General features: G+C 66.4%; 22 protein-coding genes. 2 read left to right on the forward strand and 20 right to left on the reverse strand.

Features of this window, described 5'->3' with window-relative positions; genetic code table 11:
• Nucleotides 1-136: 136 nt before the first annotated feature.
• Nucleotides 137-400 carry a hypothetical protein gene (locus tag OHB26_RS39150; RefSeq protein ID WP_330186016.1) on the reverse strand — a complete coding sequence of 88 codons (264 nt, stop codon included), beginning with the start codon at nt 398-400 and terminating at the stop codon, nt 137-139.
• Nucleotides 397-816, reverse strand: a complete 420-nt coding sequence (locus tag OHB26_RS39155; RefSeq protein ID WP_330186017.1) for a hypothetical protein — start codon at nt 814-816, stop codon at nt 397-399. The genes OHB26_RS39150 and OHB26_RS39155 overlap by 4 nt, the downstream gene beginning before the upstream one ends.
• A gap of 364 nt (nt 817-1,180) precedes the next feature.
• On the opposite strand from OHB26_RS39155, the gene OHB26_RS39160 reads away from it, so the two are divergent.
• A complete protein-coding gene (locus OHB26_RS39160; protein WP_330186018.1) occupies nt 1,181-2,791 on the forward strand; it encodes a hypothetical protein in 1,611 nt (536 codons plus the stop codon).
• Between the two features lie 157 nt (nt 2,792-2,948).
• On the opposite strand, the gene OHB26_RS39165 is transcribed toward OHB26_RS39160, so the two are convergent.
• The 5 genes from OHB26_RS39165 to OHB26_RS39185 form a co-directional block, all read right to left on the reverse strand.
• Complete coding sequence (locus tag OHB26_RS39165; protein WP_330186019.1) at nt 2,949-3,824, reverse strand: ParB/RepB/Spo0J family partition protein; 876 nt, start codon at nt 3,822-3,824, stop codon at nt 2,949-2,951.
• Nucleotides 3,824-4,546: a ParA family protein gene (locus tag OHB26_RS39170; protein WP_330186020.1), complete on the reverse strand. Its 723-nt coding sequence runs from the start codon at nt 4,544-4,546 to the stop codon at nt 3,824-3,826. The genes OHB26_RS39165 and OHB26_RS39170 overlap by 1 nt, the downstream gene beginning before the upstream one ends.
• A gap of 251 nt (nt 4,547-4,797) precedes the next feature.
• Nucleotides 4,798-5,895, reverse strand: coding sequence for a hypothetical protein (locus tag OHB26_RS39175; protein WP_330186021.1), 1,098 nt, complete (start codon nt 5,893-5,895; stop codon nt 4,798-4,800).
• A 106-nt stretch (nt 5,896-6,001) separates the two neighbouring features.
• Complete coding sequence (locus OHB26_RS39180; RefSeq protein WP_330186022.1) at nt 6,002-6,316, reverse strand: type II toxin-antitoxin system PemK/MazF family toxin; 315 nt, start codon at nt 6,314-6,316, stop codon at nt 6,002-6,004.
• Nucleotides 6,313-6,567 (reverse strand): hypothetical protein, encoded by a 255-nt coding sequence (locus tag OHB26_RS39185; protein ID WP_330186023.1) that lies wholly within the window; start codon nt 6,565-6,567, stop codon nt 6,313-6,315. The genes OHB26_RS39180 and OHB26_RS39185 overlap by 4 nt, the downstream gene beginning before the upstream one ends.
• Nucleotides 6,568-6,875: 308 nt before the next feature.
• On the opposite strand from OHB26_RS39185, the gene OHB26_RS39190 reads away from it, so the two are divergent.
• Nucleotides 6,876-8,342 carry a peptide deformylase gene (locus OHB26_RS39190; RefSeq protein WP_330186055.1) on the forward strand — a complete coding sequence of 489 codons (1,467 nt, stop codon included), beginning with the start codon at nt 6,876-6,878 and terminating at the stop codon, nt 8,340-8,342.
• A gap of 569 nt (nt 8,343-8,911) precedes the next feature.
• Here the strand turns inward: OHB26_RS39190 and OHB26_RS39195 are convergent.
• From OHB26_RS39195 to OHB26_RS39255, 13 genes are all read right to left on the reverse strand, one after another.
• Entirely contained in the window at nt 8,912-9,865 is a 954-nt protein-coding gene (locus OHB26_RS39195; RefSeq protein WP_330186024.1) for a DnaB-like helicase C-terminal domain-containing protein, read from the reverse strand.
• Between the two features lie 16 nt (nt 9,866-9,881).
• Nucleotides 9,882-11,378, reverse strand: coding sequence for a hypothetical protein (locus tag OHB26_RS39200; RefSeq protein ID WP_330186025.1), 1,497 nt, complete (start codon nt 11,376-11,378; stop codon nt 9,882-9,884).
• A 587-nt stretch (nt 11,379-11,965) separates the two neighbouring features.
• Complete coding sequence (locus OHB26_RS39205; RefSeq protein WP_330186026.1) at nt 11,966-12,859, reverse strand: hypothetical protein; 894 nt, start codon at nt 12,857-12,859, stop codon at nt 11,966-11,968.
• A gap of 29 nt (nt 12,860-12,888) precedes the next feature.
• Complete coding sequence (locus tag OHB26_RS39210) at nt 12,889-13,308, reverse strand: hypothetical protein (RefSeq protein WP_330186027.1); 420 nt, start codon at nt 13,306-13,308, stop codon at nt 12,889-12,891.
• Nucleotides 13,308-14,204, reverse strand: coding sequence for a DUF6551 family protein (locus OHB26_RS39215; protein ID WP_330186028.1), 897 nt, complete (start codon nt 14,202-14,204; stop codon nt 13,308-13,310). The genes OHB26_RS39210 and OHB26_RS39215 overlap by 1 nt, the downstream gene beginning before the upstream one ends.
• A gap of 70 nt (nt 14,205-14,274) precedes the next feature.
• The gene (locus OHB26_RS39220; RefSeq protein ID WP_330186029.1) at nt 14,275-14,805 is read right to left on the reverse strand and encodes a hypothetical protein; all 531 of its coding nucleotides are present in this window, start codon (nt 14,803-14,805) and stop codon (nt 14,275-14,277) included.
• Nucleotides 14,802-14,993, reverse strand: a complete 192-nt coding sequence (locus OHB26_RS39225) for a hypothetical protein (RefSeq protein WP_330186030.1) — start codon at nt 14,991-14,993, stop codon at nt 14,802-14,804. The genes OHB26_RS39220 and OHB26_RS39225 overlap by 4 nt, the downstream gene beginning before the upstream one ends.
• Before the next feature lie 40 nt (nt 14,994-15,033).
• Nucleotides 15,034-15,273, reverse strand: a complete 240-nt coding sequence (locus OHB26_RS39230; protein WP_330186031.1) for a hypothetical protein — start codon at nt 15,271-15,273, stop codon at nt 15,034-15,036.
• On the reverse strand, nt 15,270-15,479 hold the full coding sequence (locus OHB26_RS39235) for a hypothetical protein (RefSeq protein ID WP_330186032.1): 210 nt from the start codon (nt 15,477-15,479) through the stop codon (nt 15,270-15,272). Before OHB26_RS39235 ends, OHB26_RS39230 begins: the two co-directional genes overlap by 4 nt.
• A 3-nt stretch (nt 15,480-15,482) precedes the next feature.
• On the reverse strand, nt 15,483-15,803 hold the full coding sequence (locus tag OHB26_RS39240; RefSeq protein ID WP_330186033.1) for a hypothetical protein: 321 nt from the start codon (nt 15,801-15,803) through the stop codon (nt 15,483-15,485).
• Between the two features lie 14 nt (nt 15,804-15,817).
• Nucleotides 15,818-15,946, reverse strand: coding sequence for a hypothetical protein (locus OHB26_RS39245; protein ID WP_330186034.1), 129 nt, complete (start codon nt 15,944-15,946; stop codon nt 15,818-15,820).
• Nucleotides 15,947-16,016: 70 nt separating this feature from the next.
• Nucleotides 16,017-16,277, reverse strand: coding sequence for a hypothetical protein (locus tag OHB26_RS39250; RefSeq protein ID WP_330186035.1), 261 nt, complete (start codon nt 16,275-16,277; stop codon nt 16,017-16,019).
• Entirely contained in the window at nt 16,277-16,582 is a 306-nt protein-coding gene (locus OHB26_RS39255; RefSeq protein WP_330186036.1) for a hypothetical protein, read from the reverse strand. The genes OHB26_RS39250 and OHB26_RS39255 overlap by 1 nt, the downstream gene beginning before the upstream one ends.
• Nucleotides 16,583-16,615: the final 33 nt, after the last annotated feature.

Below are 16,615 nucleotides of genomic sequence, written 5' to 3' on the forward strand. Positions count from 1 at the left end.
GGTCTCTCCGTTCAGTTCGGTTGGGACGTAGGGGCTTTCGGGTCGAGCGGAATCGTGCCGGTGTGGGGTTCCACGAGCTTGGCCACGCGGTGGTTCCGGCCGGGATGAGCGGCCGGAACCACCGCCAGGTTGCGTCTTACAGCCAGTAGCCCGGTACCGGGCGCAGGTCGCCCGGCTGGCCGTCGCGCGCCACGCAGGACGGGCACAGGGGGCCGTCCAGCGGCGGCTCGGGCAGGTCCGGATCGCCGTACAAGACCACCCCGCACAGGGCGCGGGGCACTCGGCGCAGCGTGCGGGAGATGACCCATCGCCACCAGCCCACGATGTGGACGTACTGCGGGGTATCGGAGGCGAGGTCACCACGCTGATCCGGCACGGTCCGGTTGTCGGGCGAGGTCATGATCGCCCCTCGGCGACGTGCGTGCGGTCGGGGCGATTCGGCGGTTCAAGAAGCCATTCGGCGGCGTCGCGCAGATCGTCGTGTGCCACGCCCAGCGCGTAGATGGCGCTGCGGACGCTGTTCCGGGCGTGGTCACCGCCTGTGCCGTGCGGCGCGGGCGCCCAGCCGTCCAGCGCGTCGGATGCCTTTCCTGCCCCCTTCTCGAGGTTCGACAAGATGGTGGAGCTGGTTTCCACGTCGACCGGCAGCGCGCCGGCCTCTGCCGCCTTCTCCAGGTACGCCCCCAATTGCGCGATCGCGGCGGCGGCTGCGGCCACGAGTTCGCTCGTGTAGTTCCCGGCTGGCCAGTGCTGAGGGATCAGCTCGTTATCGGCGGCGCCCTGGTGGTCGGAACGGATTTCGCGTGGGTCGGACATAGGAATCTCCATATGTGGCTAGCCACATCCAATATGTGGCTAGCCACATATGTTACGCTTCGGATGCCCTTAATGGCTAGCCACTTAGTGCAGAATGGGTGACCATGGCAGACCGACACAGAGATCCCCAGCTGAACGTGCGCCCCCCGACCGAGCTCCGGACGGACGCGCAACAGCTGCTGGAGGATCGCGGCCTGGAGATGAAGGGCTTCGTAGTGGCCTGCCTGACTGCATTGACGGCTGATCCGGACCAGGTTCTGGAGTGGCTACGTCCGCACTGGCCCGCACCCAAGCCGCGGGGCAGACCCCCCAAGGCCGCGGACTCCACCCACGAACCCGAACCCCAGTCGGAAGGACACGACCGATGAAACTGACCCGAAGCAAACCCAAGACCCCTCCCCCGGACACGCAGGACCTGGTGCTCACCGGCGCGCTACCCGATCGCGCCCAGCACGCCCGCGATCGCGTAGCCGAGCAATACGACACCGCGCTGACCGAGGCTCTTTCCGAGCGCGAGCTACGCGCCGAACGCGAACTGGCCGAGCTGGTGCGCGACACCGACCGCGCGCAGCAGGCCGCGATCATCCAGTCCCAGGCCGCGGCGGCGGACCGGCTGCGCCGCACCACCGCGGCCCTGGCCGATCAGAAGGCCAAGGCCTTGATCGGCGCGGGGAAGGCCATCGCCGAACAGCGCCTGAGCGCCAGCCCCCACGCGAAGGTCGACAAACTGCGCCGCCGCAAGCCGATCGCGCTGGGCATCCTCACGGCCGTGCTCGTGGCCGGCATGGTGATCTCCGCATTCCAGGTCCAGCACAACATCGCGCCCACCGGCGGAGTGAAGAACTCGCTGTGGTGGCTGGCCTTCGGTGTGGAGGGACTGATCAGCGGCATGCTGATCGCGCTGATGCTCTCCACCAGCGACACCGCCGAATGGGGCGTCATCGACACCGACGACCTACGCACCGTCTACGCCATCGAGGGCGGACTGCTGGCCGCGATGATCGGGTTGAACGTCTTCCCCTTCGCCCGCGCCCACGAGTGGTTCCAGATGTGCGTGCACGGCATCGCGCCGATCGCGGTCGGTGGGGCGCTGCTGGTGCATCGGGTAGTGGCACGCCGCTACGGCAAGGCCATCGAGAAGGCGACCGCAGCGATTCCCGACCACGAGGATCTGGACGCGCAACTGACCGCGCTGAGCCGGATCGGTCAGCCGGTGAGGGCCGTATCCGAACGCCTGACCAATACCGAACCGAGCGTCCCGGTTTCCGCGCCGCTGCTGCAGAGCACTACGCCCGCCCCGAGTGCTTCGCAGAGCAACGCCCTGGAATCGGCTGCTTCACAGATCGAATCGGCCCCTGCTCCACGAAGCGATGCCGGACTGTCGGCATCGGATTCGATCGTGAGCCAGCAGACCGAGGAAGCCCAGAACACGCCGGTCCGGGAGCTGTCCGCCGCTGCGGAGCAGCCGGTGGGCGGTCCCGCTACGCAGCCGCTGCCGCCTGTTTCTCCGGAGCACTCCCCCATCGGCCACTCCCCCGAACAGGGCACCGCGGCGCTCTACCAGGAGCTGGCCGAGGTCCAGTCGGCCCGCCGCTACCAGCGCGGAACTGATACAGCCGAGATGCTGATGGGCATGGCCGATCAGCTGACCGCGCACCAGGAGGAAGGGGACCCGGATATCGAGGAACCCGAACCGGCGGAAGCGGATTCGGCGCAGCTGATGGTGGAGACCGCCGCGCGGTCCGAGTCCATGCAGAAGCGGGCCGCCACCGTCAAGGAGATGACCAACGCCCGCAGCGATGTGGACCGCATCGCGCTGGTCCTGGCCTACCATGACGCGACCCGTGAAACGCCGTCGCAGATCGGGCGCGCGTTGGGTGTGGGCTTCACTCAGGTGAGGACGTGGGTGGATGCCGATGAGATGATCCGCAACGAGAACGGGGGCGCGCGGGTGCTGCCGCTGCGCGGCAAGTAGCCGACCCTTATAGGCGACGACAGCCCCGGCGGGCGCTATCCGCCGGGGCTGTCGTCTGTCTATGGACCCTACTGGCCTGGCTACTCCCCCACGCTGATCGGTGCCTGTCTCTCGTGTGTTTATTACCGCGGTAATAAACACACGAGGTGGGATCTGGCTACGCCTCGGCGGCGGCCAGCTGCTGCTGCAAGCTGTCCATCAGGTCGCGGATCTCGCCCGGCTCGAGCCCGGTCACCAGCGCGGTGGCCAGCACGTCGGGTTTGGCGTCCCACTTCTTGAATGCCTTGGCGATCTCGGCTACTCCGAACTCGCGCCTGGGCGGCTTCGGCTTGGCGTTGTTCTTGCCGTCCTGTTCTTGCTTGGCCAGGGCTTCCTTCCAGCGCGCAACCTGTTCCGCGCGTGGCACTTTCGAGAGACTGCGGGCCTCGCGGAGCGCGAACTCCCCGCGGCGCACACTCTCCTGGATCTGCTCGGGAAGCTTCAGCAGCGAGAGCCGTTGGGAGATCCAGGGCTGTTTCTTGCCCAGCGACTTCGCGGCCGCTTCCTGTCCCCCGCAATCTTTGACCTGCTCACGCAGCGCCAGCGCTTCGTCGATGACGTCCAGGTCCCGACGGTCGATGTTCTCCAGCAGCGCCCACGCGCGCAGGCTCCCCCGGGATTCGGCCATGGTGTCGTCGATGATCAGATCCATGGTCTCGCGGCCGAACTCCTCGCACGCGAGATGGCGGCGGTTGCCGATGACCGCGATGTGCTCGGCGTCCCCGATCCGATCCGCGTCCTCGGGGTACAGCTTCAGGAACGCGCCCCGGGTGATCCCCCGCCCGGGCTGGAGCTGCTTGTTCACGATGGACGCCAGGTCCGACACATCGGGATTGAACTTGCGCGGGTTGTACGGGTTCCGCGCGATCTTCGCGACCGGGATCGCGAGCGTCGTAGCGGCCGATTCCTCGACGACGTTCTCGCCGTCCACGACCGAGTTCGCGCCGGTCGCGCCCACCAGATCAGCCAGGTTCATCTTCGTCTTGGTGGCCATCAGTGCCCGCCCCCGATATTCAACTCCAGCGCGAGCTTCGAGTAGTCCAGTCGGCACTCGACCCCGGTGCGGTTCTTCGGATAGGTGGTGACAACCTGCCCGTCCGCAGGTGCCCGAGAATTCAGTTTGTAATGGCGGATAACGGTTTTCGCCAGCGGCCACCCGTTGGCGCGCACGTAATCCTGGGTTTGCTCGAGATCGGACTTCCCATCGCGTGGATCCCAGTTGTTGATGACCACCCGATAGTCCAGGCCGCGCGGCTTGAGCAGTCGCTCGATGGTCCGCGCGGTGGGATCGAAGCCGAGCGGCTCGGGTTCGATGGGGACGATCACCTGGGTGGCCACGTCGAGGATGGCGTGCAGCGCCTCGGCGAATGGCAATCCGGCGACCGGGTCATTATCGGTGCCGGTGTGGCCGATCCAGCCGGGGGTGTCGACGAAGAAGTGTTTGATGGTCGGCGAATTCGGCAGCGCACGCAACAGGTCGATGCGGTCGTAGTCGCTTTGCACCAGGTGGAAGGGCAGATTGGGGACCTGGTTACCCCACCACAACACCGACCCCTGCGGGTCGATGCTCACCAGCGCCGTTTCCGATTCCGCATCCACGTTGCCTCCGGTGAGGGTGTCGGCCGTGGTGGCGGCGAGGTTCATCGAGGTGGTGGACTTCCCTACCCCGCCTTTTTGGTTCAGCAGAACACGAATTTCGGCCCGTTTCTTGGCCATAAGGCACAGCCTCCGTTTGCTTCGCCCATTCGAGGATGGGCTACTTCGGATGAATACCGCCGTGGTGGCAGCAGATCGGAAGCTACGGAGACGCTGGACGGTCGTCAAGCGGGCACGCGGCACAGGCCGAAACGATCCATCGAGATCACCCCGAACCAGCCGGGGCTATTACCGCGGGTAATAGCCCCGGAGTGTGGGTCCGATACTGCGGCCTGCGTGAATCGCCACTCCCCCGCCCAGCCCGACGCTGTTCAGCTGCCATTCTCACCTTTGTCCGGATCTAGGTGCAGTTTCCAGATCTGCAAGCTCGGTTTGGTGCGGTCCCAATAGTCTGTCGGCACCAGATCCCGCAGCATGCCCGGGTCGGGTTCGTGATGCAGCGCGCTCACACTGTTGTCCGGCTTCAGCGTCTCCGCGTTGAACAGCGTCGAATACATCGCACTGAGCTGACCCACTATCTCAAATGTCGGCGGGTCGGCAGGTTCTGCGGGCTCGGGTGGCGCGTAGGAGAACACGAGGCGCGTCACTCGACCGTTGTCGTCCGTGATGGGGGTGCAGTCTTCCTCCCAGTTGCCGTAGAGCACGAGGAACTGCGCGATACGCAGCTCGATCGGGTTTTCGAGGACCCGTCCGGCTGCCCCGAGCTCCACACCCGCGATCTGGAAATCAATTTGCTGGGCGCCGTCGTCCACGATCGTCGAGGTCACCGACTCGGGTGCGGCAATCAGCGTCCATGTCAGCGGCGGTACCGTCCCGATCCATGCATCACCGACCGCGCTCATCTCGTTCACCCGCATCGCGTCCTCGAACGACAACGTGTAATTCGCGCCGTCGACTGTGAGCTTGTCGGCATCGACCAGTGACCACTGATTGAGGTGGGACCAGTAGTGTGCGAAAAGCAAACGGGCGCCGGTCATCTCGGCGTAGCGCCGCAACTGCGCGACGTCTTTGCCTCGCAGCTTGCGGGGCTTCCATCTGTCGTGTGGCGCGACACCTTTCACTTCGACCAGCAGTTGCTCCCCGGCGGCGGTCACGATCCGGAAGTCCGGCGGCTGGATCCAACCATCTACGTCATCGAAGAAGTAGGTGCCGATATCTTCCTGCTTGATCAGCCGGACCGTGCCCAATGCGATCACCATCGCCTCGAACAACGTCTGCACTCGCCAGCCGTGCAACCGACTCGGATTACTCAGGGCATCGTCCAGCCCAGCGGCAATGCGGCGATCGAATGCCGTGCGGTGCGCCGGTTCGTCAATCAAACCCTGTTTACCGTCGGTGAATCCGTATCGCGCGAACAGATCGACCATCTCCAGCGAGATGGATCCACCGCGCCCTGGCCGCAGCACCATCGCAATTCCCTTCGATCGGATCCCGCGGACCTGACCCGCGCGAGCCCGGCCCGAACATTCAGCGGCCGATTTATTACCGCGGTAATAAATCGGGACGGGGGAGCGGCTACAAATCCAGGGCGGCGCGCAGTGCCAGCCCGACCTGCTCCATGACCTCATCGGGCACACGGCCGATCAGGGAATCGAACCGATCCACGTCGGTCTGCCCGCTCAGCCCACGCACGACCCGGATATAGGCCGTACCGCCGTTGTTGGGCAGCGTGATCGGGATCGACAGCAGCACGCGGCTGCCTGTCGGTGCCACGTCGGTCACGTCGCAGGTGATGGGGGAGCCGGTGTTGTTGAGTTCGTTCGCGCTGACGACCAGCACGTGGCGGGTCCTGCCGAGGCCCTTATAGGTCCAGAGTTCGCCACGTCTCACGCAACACCCCGACGCCGACGCTCGGCATCTTCCTCAGCGGCATACCAGGCTTCGGCTTCGGCCTCAGCTTCGGCAGTGCGGGCGGCGCCCTCTTCGGGGTGCGCTTGCGCCCATTCGGCCTCGGCCTCAGCGCCGTCCTTCAGCAGTTGCGATCGGCATGCGCGGGCAATCCACCCGGAGATGTTCGACCCGGCCGCGTCTTTGACCCGATTCAGTAGCAAGTCATCCATGGTGATCGTGGTTCTGGCCATACAGATCAGCATACGATCGCGCATCAAAATGCGATGATGAACTGTGTGCAGTCGAGTGATAACACCCGGTGCCGGTGGCTCGCGGCCGCCTTGTCGCCCATCAGCGCCGAGCCGTGCCCCACAGGCTGGGGAGGCAACTCCTCGACACCGGGTGTGAATTCATTTCCTCACGCGGACAAGGTATTTCGCCAGTGTGAGCCATACTCACGGTCTCACGCACGCACACGCACACCCCTTGCGAACCAGGGAGCGACGCTTTGACCAGGGCAGACAGAAACCCGTCTACCACCTCGGAAGCTACTGATGACATGACCCTCAACGCTTTCGCCCAGGAGCTCCGCCGATGGCGCGATGTACGGGGTTTGTCGCGGGTTGTGTTGGCCCGCAGGCTCGGATACTCACGACCGTATGTATCGAAGGTTCTCAGTGGCACCGAGAACCCCTCGGCTGAGTTCGCCGAACGAGCTGAGGCCATGTTGCAGGCCGGGGGAGCGCTGCGGGCAGCCTTCGCCGAATTCACCGGTGCGCGGCCGGTGCCCCTGCGTCGTAAGCCCTTGATGACGGAACCTATCGAGACGACGGGCGGCCAGCTCGTGGTCGACCATGACGACGCAAGCTTGTCCTACGACGGGACCATGTACCGCCTGACCCAGCGGCGGCACCTGGTCAATGCATCATCAGAGCCCATCAGCCGCTACCTGATTCGGATCAGTGTCGACCGGTATCCCGGTGCACCAGAGAAGTCCAATGCGCTGTATCAGGACTATCCGCTGACCTGGGATGAAATCGACCTGCACGCCTGGTACGGCGATCACCGTGCCGAGCCGATGGACTGGAGCCCCCACCACGACCGCGATGCATTCAAAGAGGTGTGGCTACAGCTCTCTTCCGGCGGCCGGCACTTCCCGCTGTATCCGGGCCAGGCCTGCTGGATCGAGTACGAATACACCGTGACGGACGTGCACTGGGGCCACTGGTTCCAGCGTGCAGTACGTCTGCCCACCCGGCTGCTCTCGGTACGTTTGGACTTCCCCAGTGACCTACAGCCAGCGGTTTGGGGGCTGCAAACCTCGATGACAGCCGAAGCGCTGCCGTTCCGCACACCCATCTCCCACCAGGTCAGTGAGGGCCGAGCCGTGTACTCGTGGTCAACCGAGAACCCGCCCCTGCACGCGCGTTACCGACTCGAATGGGACTTCCGCGGCCAGGCCGACGACAGCGAACGCACTCCGCCCTCTCGGGTCATGGCCGGTCTCGGAATTGTGCAGGAGGGGGACGCGATCCTGCGTGAAGTCGCGCGGCCCTTCGACCTGCCTGCCGAGGCCGAGGACGCACGGCGAGTCGTGGCCGAGTTGCACTCGGCAACCGAACGCGTGGCGCAGGCCCATACGTTCGGCAAGGGCATGGGCATCGCAGCCCCACAGATCGGCATCGGGCGCGCTGTTGCCCTTGTCCGAACTCCCGAGGGCGACACCATCACCCTGTTCAATCCGCGCATCGTGGAGATCGGCGGCGGCGAAGACGAACAGTACGAAGGGTGCCTGAGCTTCTTCGACTTGCGCGGCAAAGTCCCCCGGCCGCTGTCCATCCATGTCGAACACACCGATATCGACGGCAACACCCACATCACGGTCTTCGAGCGAGGGACAGCCCGCCTGGTCGCGCACGAAGTGGACCACCTGCACGGCCAGCTCTATCTGGATCACATGCGGCCCGGTATAGAACCGATCTCCGTAGAGCAGTACAAGGGCACTGGGTCGGCCTGGACCTACTGACGCTGCTCCACTCGCAACACACGGCCGTCGGCGGCTGCTCTACGGAGCAGCCGCCGCCCTTTTGCCATGTCTCAGATCGAAATCACACCGCTTGGTCGATTGCTCGGCCCCGGCCTGGTGACTCCGCATCGGTTCGCTGGCTGTCCGCGATGGGCTTCGTGGATTGCTCGGATCACTTCAGAGCTTGCTATGCGAATCGGCCTGGTCTGCCTGGTCACGCAGGTGGCGCTCCGGCTGGGCTGGTTCTTCCGGGAGGGCGCGTCTGTCTCAGCGCGCCGATGCTCCGTGTCCGACTCTGCGAGTCCGGCGGCCTGTTACTCCGCGAGCAGGGGGAGTGGTTGGGGCGATCCGGTGAGGCTCGGTTCCGCGCTCGCCGGCGGGCCTGGTGGACGCTTCGCGGATCGAGTGGCCTGCTTCGTGGAGCGTCGGAGGCGGGTAGTCGCTCTGCTGCATCGGTCCAGCTGGACCGATGCGCTCCGGACGGTGAGGCTCGCGGAGCGCCCGGTTTATTACCGCGGTAATAAACGGCTATCGCTGGTGCTGTGCCGCCTGTTCCTCCCGTGTCATGTTCATGCCCGCGGCGCGGGGGTGGAGAGCGATCCTTTGGCCATGTCGACCATGCGGCACAGATGCAGCTGGTGGGCGACGGTGAAAATGCCGGTGGCGCCGTGCCTGTGTTTGGCCAGGATCAAATCGACTTCGCCACCGCGAGCGTGGTCGCGCTCCCAGGCGTCGGGCCGGTCGATCAGGACAACCAGGTCGGCAACGTGGCCGATGACACCGGAATCGCGCAGATCGAACAGGGAGGGGCGGACCGGGATGGGCTGGCGGGGGCCGGGGTTGCTGCTCAGGTTCGCCGTGGTCACGATCGCGATGCGCAGATCCAGCGCCAACGTCTTCAGCCGGCGCGTGACCTCGGCTATCTCGCGTTCGCGGTTCTCGTAGGGCAGGTCATGGCGTGCGGTGAGCTGGTGCAGCGGGTCGATGACCACCAGCCGGGTGCCGTGCTGCTCGGCCATGTCGGTGATCTGTCCGGCCAGCTGGGCGATGTCGCGCTCGGGCGGGCGTTGGATGTCCAGTGGGGCATCGGCGATCTCGCTCATGCGCCGGGCCAGTCGGGTCCAGTCGGCTTCGGGCATGGCGCCGGCCAGCATGTGCCGCAGCTGCACCTTCGCCTCGGCCGACAGCATCCGCTGCCGCATCGCCTCGGGAAGGGTGTCCAGCGTGAGATACGCGGCCGGGATGCCGGACTGGATAGCGCATGATCTGGCGAAATCCATTGCGAGAGTAGATGATCCGACACCTGGATGACTGCCGATGACGGTGAGCGTGCCCGGAGCCAGGCCCCGGGTCAACTCGTCCAGCTCCAGGAATCCGGTCGGAATGTTGCGGGAATCGGCGCCGCCGTTCACCGCGAGGGTGTCCAGTTCGTCGATCAACTCTTGGAAGCCGTCACCGAGCCGCGGGCTGGAGTTCGGCTCGGAAGGTTTGCCCACCGTCGTCACTGTGGTGAGTTCGGTCATTCATCGATGAGGCCTCTTAGACTGCTGCCGATTGTGGCGGGGTGAAGGTCCGACGGACTGGGCTCTTACGTGTGATTTTGCTGCGGTCACTGCGTGGCTTGGCGGCCTCGAGGGCGGCGCGGCGCACCTCCGCCGAGGACGGTTGCGGGTTGTCCGCTGGCTCGGCGGCCGCCATCGTTGCCACGCGAGTGAGGACGTGAGCGATCTCCTCGGGTGCGGTGGGGCACCCGCAGCGCAGCGCAGGCTCCACCGGATCCCCCGATGGCCCGTTAACCCATCCAGATCCGCCGCAGAGCGTGCAGAACGCCATTTTCGTCACCAGTCCATGATCGGCGATTTCTGATCGCTGTGTGGGCAAAATGGCGGCCTCTGCGGGGAGGGTGCTGGTTGTCGGTCGGGTCGGCTCGGCGATCGGGGCGCCGGCGTCCAGCCATGCGATCGCTTGCTGCGCCTCGGAGACCGCGGCCATGAATGCCTGTTCGTCGCGGTAATCGGAGCGCTGGAAACGGGGGCGGACTTGGCTGATGGCGTCGCTGTACTCGGTGAATGCCTGCACCAGGTAGGTCGCGGTCTTGGCTTCCCGGGCCTTGTCGGCCAGGTAGGTGGCCACCTGGCCGGGGGAGAACCGCAGCAGGGCCTGGTCCACCGCCTCGATCAGCTGACGGTGCTGGCTGGGTTTGAGGTCGATCCGCGCGAAGTGCGGTTGCAGCGCCGCGTGCGCCACAAGGGCGGCCGCCACGCTGCCGGGTGCCGCCTCGAGCCGGGCCTGCTCTTGCGCCTCGGGGATCGGGGACTCCTCCGTCCGTCCGTCCGGATCCGTTTTCGCGTCGCGCGCGGTCGGTTGCTCGCTACGGACGGAACGGACGGATTTGTTCTCTCCCGTGGTCTTTCCCTTACGTGTTCTTTCGGGCCGCTGTGCAGCGGCTAGCCCTGGCCGCTGTGTGGCGGCTACCCCTAGCCGCTGTGCAGCGGCTACCCCCCCGGCAGGGGATCCTTCGGGTTTCGCCTGGTCAGATACTGGCCGCTGTGTGGCGGCTACCCCTTGACCTGCGAGTCTCTTGGAGACCAGATCCGACTTGTAGTACTCGGCGATCTTCGTCGCGCCGGGGTAGGCCGCGCCGCCGGGAGGGTTCATCCGCACCCGCCACCGATTCGGCGCGGGAGAGCGCCTTTTGCCGGTTTCGGGGTCGATCTGGTCGGGGGTCCGGCCGGTCTTGGCCCCGTCGCTCCAGAACATGTGTCGCTTGCTCAGCGCACCAGCCGCGATCAGCTTGTTGTACTGCTTGTCGACCCAGTCCAGGGATCGGTTGAAGCGCTCGGCGACACGCTTGCGACCGAACTTGGCATCGAACTTGCCGGTGTGCGGGTTCAGATGGCACATCGTGAACGTGAGCACCGCGAGCGCGGACTCGTCGATGTCGGTGTTCAGCACGGCCCACTGCTGGGTGGTGGCGAACGGGTAGAACTCCTCGGCCTCGAAATCGTCGGCCTCGAAATCCAGGCCCTCGGCCATCAGTTCGGCGGTATCGCCTCCAGGGTGAGGGCTCATCGGATCACCGCCGGCCGCGCGACACGCGCAGCAAGATCGATATCAGTCCGATCACAGAATTCGGCCAGCTCAGTGGCAAGAGCTGAAGAAGTCAGTTGGCGCTGACCAGGAACTTTTACGTTCATGTCGCCACCCCTCTCGGGATCGGTGGCAGCCCCTGTTGCGCATAATCGGCGGTGAGTCGGATCGACACCTGTCGGTGACGCCCTGTAATCTCAAGTCCGCACGTGGTGTTCCACACCAAGTGTGGAACACAGGCACAACTACAGCTGCCTCTTCTCGGAACCCTCGGTCTCTCTTTTGTCGCCAAACAAAAGTCGGAGAGACCGAGGGTTTTTCAATTTGTCTGTGGGGGAGTCTGCCCTACGTCGGCACACGCCACCGCCATGCAAGCTTTCCGTATCCGGGCCGGTTGTGGGGGGAATGACACGCCCGTCCCCCAATACCAGCGGAAACCCCGTCCCTTGTAAAGCTTTGTGAGGGAAGGGGTTTCGTGCCTCGGAAGGTTCAGAAATCATGTTGCCGGTTCCGAGGCCGGGCCGGGGGAGGGGTCACTCCGAATCGGGGTTGCTGTGCAGATCCGGGTCGTTGTGGAAAGGGCTCCGGTAGAGGACGAAGGGGTCCGGGTCCGGGATGAACTCCTCGGGATCCCCCGAAGGCTCCTCGTGCTCGTAGGGCTCGTTGTGGCCGCATCCTTCGTCCGGTTCGCAGTACATCAGCCACTGAGCGCCGTAGCGGCCGCCTGCCGGGATGATCCGCATGGGCTTGCCGCAGCACTCCCCGGCCCAGTCCGGAATCGGGATATCGACCTTGTCCGGTGCCTGCGAGTGCTCCGCGGCGGCAGCCCCCTCCCACGGCAACGGCGCGGCCGGGTGGATGGGCGCCGGCGGTGTCCAGGGCTTGGGCTCCGGCATCTCGCGGTTGTGGTCGTGCACCCAGTCCCAGGCCGCGCCCAGGCGGGCCTGGTCGAACAGTGGCACGCCGAGCCGGTTGCGACCCCAGCGCCGCCGGTCGAATTCCTCGCGCAGCGCGCCCAACTGGTCATCCCACACAGCGCGGGCCTGGGAAGTCTCGGCGGTCCAGTCGGCGACCCAGGCGGATTTCTTGGCGGCCTGGGCCGCTTCGATCTCGGCCAGCAGCTCGGGCACCGTGAGCTCGGCCAGGCCGGTGCCGGCCGCGGCGGCGGTCAGGATGGCGGGATCGAACTTCGCCCAGGTCGCGGCCTTGCGCTGCTCATGCTGGCGCACGAGCTTGGCGGTGCGGGCGGCCTCCGCGGTCTTCGCGTGCTTCCATTCGGCCCGTTCGGCCGGGGTCAGCCGCAGCCGTTCGACGGCTTCGCGCAAGGCGTGCGGCGGGTCCAGTTCGAACCACGCCAGCAGCGCCCCGATGGTGACCGCGCCGGCGCCCACCCCGATGACGATGGGCTTGATGTTGTTGCGGTGCATGGATTTTCCCTTTCGGAATCGGTAAGAGGTCAGCGGGTATTCAGGCGGGCGCGCAGGCGTGGTGCGCTGCGGCTGGGAAGGCCGAGGACCCCGAGCAGATCCAGCACGGTCGCGGCCTTGCCGCGCTCGGTGATCCGCCATCCCCCGCCGGTGACAGGAGCGGTGAAGCCGCGGGCGGTGAAGCCGCGGGCGGTGAGCCGACGCACGGCGGCCGCCACGTCTGCGGTGAGTGAGGCCGGCACCGCCTCGGCGGAGTGGGGATCCAGATCCGCCGGTATCTGCTGGTCCAGCAAGCCGAGCACGCGCGCCATGGTGGCGGTGCCACCGTTGGTGGCCAGGTCGCACAGGATCAGCCGTTCGTACCGGTCGTGCACGTACGCCCCAGGGCTTCCGGCGCGGGCCTCCACACTCGCGTTCGCGCCGCGCCGCAACCAGGATCGAAGTCCCATCACACAGCCTCCTTGCTGGTGCGGGCCTGGGGCTTCGAGGGGCGCCCGAGCTGATCGCGCGCCAGCTTCTTGGTGCCGCGGGCGCTGTTGTAGGCGCTGATCATGACCAAGGCGGCCAACTTGCCGGCCTGGCCGTTCTCGGTCTCGCGCAAGGCCTCGGCGCGGGCCTTGATCTGGCGAGGTGCGTAGTCCACCAGCAGATCCCCCAGGCGTTCGTGGTCCAGCACGTCGTCGTAGCTGTGCAGGATCAACGCGACCCCCAGTACCAGCGGCGCGTCGACGGCGTCCAGGCGCTTGCCCCACACCTCGGCGATGAAGGTCAGCGTGTTCTCCAGCAGCAGTCCCTTACCTCCGCCGCCCAGCTTGTAGACCTTTTCGAGAGTGGAGGTGCAGCGGATATTGCCGTTGTTCGGCGCCATGTCGACCTGCATCCCGGCCGCTACCACCACGGCCTCGATCGCGGCCACCACAGCGTCCCCGCCGGCGCGGCGGGCCTTCCACCGGTCCCACGTGGTCAGCCGCCGTGTGCTGGCGTCGATCTCGTGGAACAGCTGTGCTTCCTGCTCGATGCTGAGCCCGGTGTGGACCTTGGCGACCAGCGGCATATCGCGGTCACGCAGACGGGCCGCCTCCACCCGGTGCTGCCCGTTGATCACCGCGTATCGGTCCGGCTGCATGCCTTCGCCCCGGTCGGACAGTTCGATCACCCCGAGCAGGCGCACATTCCAGTGGTCCTCGCGGGCCATGTGCTCGGCGCGGGGCCGATCCAGATCCCGCTGATAGGTCGGATCGGCGAAGATCTCGCGCACCGACACCGCCGCCAGGTACACCTGCGGTTCCCCGCCCTCGGTGAGCGTGGTCGGCTCTGTCCATTCGATGCTGGCCAGGGCGCTCATCGGCGTACCTCCAGCCCGCGATCTCCGTGCACCTGGTGCACGTTCGCGGTGATCGCGCGCACCGCCCGGTTCATCGCTGGCACCCATGAACGTGGTTGCGGCGGTTCTTGTCCCAGGCGGTGATGCTCTCGTGCATCGACTGCAACTGGTCCAGGCTGATGCTGTCGGAGGTGGTGGTGGCCCACTCGAGGGGCAGCGCGGCCAGTGCCTGGCCCAACTCGCGCAACTCCTCCCGACACGGGAACCCGTCAACCGGGATGTGTCGGCCGGTGGGGATATGGACCAGCGACAGCCCGAACACCGCTGGCGCGCCGTTGTCGTTGATGTGCGGGGTGATGGCGAAGTGTTCGGCCACGATCTCCGCGGCCACGGTCACCATGCCGTGGTGCAAGGACTGGACCTGCACCCGCGGGCGGGTGTCGGCCTGGTCAGGGGAGGTGTTCGTGCTGTTCATCGTGTGTTTCTCTCCTCGAATGAGGCGGTGGATGCAGTCCTGGCACAGCTGTTCGGTGCAGCAGTCGCTGCAATGGCCGCCCGGTCCGTCATGGCACGGGCAGGGGCAGGTCGCCAGTGCGTCGAATGCGGTGTCCGTGCTGGTCATGCCCAGTCCTCGCGCTGCTGCCAGCCGATCAGGAATCCGCTGAGGAAACCGACCGAGGTGACCACGGCGACCAGGACCACGATCGGGCCGGCCGGGTACACCTTCTGCACAGTGACCGGGGCCGACTGCTGCGAGCGGGACGTGTGGACGGTGTCGTGATAGCGGCGGGCGTAGGTGTTGTTCTGCATGGGAGTTCGGCCTTTCAGGGAAGTGGTGAGGTGATGGGGGTCAGACCGTGGTCTGGTGCTGCTGATGGGCCAGGAACGCGCGCTGGGTGGCGCTGGCCTGGGACCAGGGCGTGATCCGGAGGCCGGGGCGGGTGCCGCTGACAGCGACCTCCGAGACCGCTTCGCCCAGGCGCCGCAGCACCGCTACCTCGGTGGCGGTGAGCGGCATCCGGACATAGGTGCTGCACACCGGGCCGGTCAGGATGACCAGCCAGTCCTGGACCGGATCGACGCTGGTCATGCCGGGTTCTCACAGAAGAACTGGCAGGTCCCCGGCGGCGGGGGCGGCAGAGTGACCGGTGCGGGCGGGCGGTGGCCGAAGGCCAGCACACCGACCAGGCCCAGGCCGGCCACGATGACGGCCGCGGCGATCAGGAACGCGAGCAGCGGAGTGGCCTTCGCTGCCTGCCCGACCTTGCGCAATGCGCGCCGTTGCAATCCGTGCATGGCTCACTCCCCGGGGTCGGGCGGCACCGCAACCGGCTCCGCCGCGCCGATCCGGGGACGCATGGACTCGGGCAGGCCCGCGCGGACCCGTGCCACGATCCGCTCCGCGTCCAGGGCGAAGTCGCCGGTGTCCAGCACCGCCTGGCGGGCCAGATCGGCGGCCTTGGTCACGTCGGTGGCGGCCTCCATGACCGCGATGAGCTTCCAGTACAGGAAGTCATCCGGATCGGAGATCCCCGCCAGCGCGGACTGCGTGCGCTCATCCAGCGCGTGCAATCGCGCGCCCAATGCGGCCAAGGAGTCGATGAGCTGGGATTCGGCCATCGCCGGAATCATGATCACGACCGCTCACCCCCGACCCGTGCCCGCAGATCCGTCAGTGCGGCCTGGCGGATGGCGTCGCCCACCAGCTCGGTGGCGGCGCCGGTGATGCGTGGCCCCAAATCGCGTTTCTTGAGTTTTGCCATTGGTGTCCCTTTCGGTGATCCTTGACGGCGGGACCAGGCATGGATGAGATGCCTGGTCCCACTTCGTCATTCAGTGGTGTTGGCGTCCGGAATCGGGCACCAGATGCTTGGCCTCGGCCAGCGTGTTGACGGCGGTGTGCTTGATCCGGCAGGTGTCGGCGGTGCAGGTGCGATGCATCCGCATCACCTCGTGCGCCTGCTCGGTGGTCAGCTCCCCGGAATAGGAGCAGCGCCATTGCGAGGGCACCAGGTCCTGGGCGTGCGCCCGCACGAACTCGTCCCCGAGCGCCTCGGCCATCAGCCGCACCCAGGCCGCGTCCGCCCCGCTCATCAGTGCTCGCCTGTGCGCACGGTGTGCAGCGGGGTGATCTGCACCGACTCGGCGAAGGTGCCGAACAGGCGCGCGCACTTGTTGCAGAGGATCACTCCGCCGCAGGTCAACGCGTGTTCGAGCAGCTCACGCTGAGTGCGTTCGCAGTCGGCGCAGAACAGGAACACCTCGCATCCGTGCTGGTCGCAGCGGTACTGCGCCGCCGGGGTGTTCTGTTCGGGATGGGCGCCCTCGCATGGCGGGGTGTACTCGAATTCCAGGTGCGCGATCCCCGCCACGGCGACGGGGGCCTCGATGTTGGGCATCGGAATCTCCTGTGGGAGATTGGGGGAGGATCC

Origin of the sequence: Nocardia sp. NBC_01503 (genome assembly GCF_036327755.1) — a bacterium.
Taxonomy (GTDB): Bacteria; Actinomycetota; Actinomycetes; order Mycobacteriales; family Mycobacteriaceae; genus Nocardia.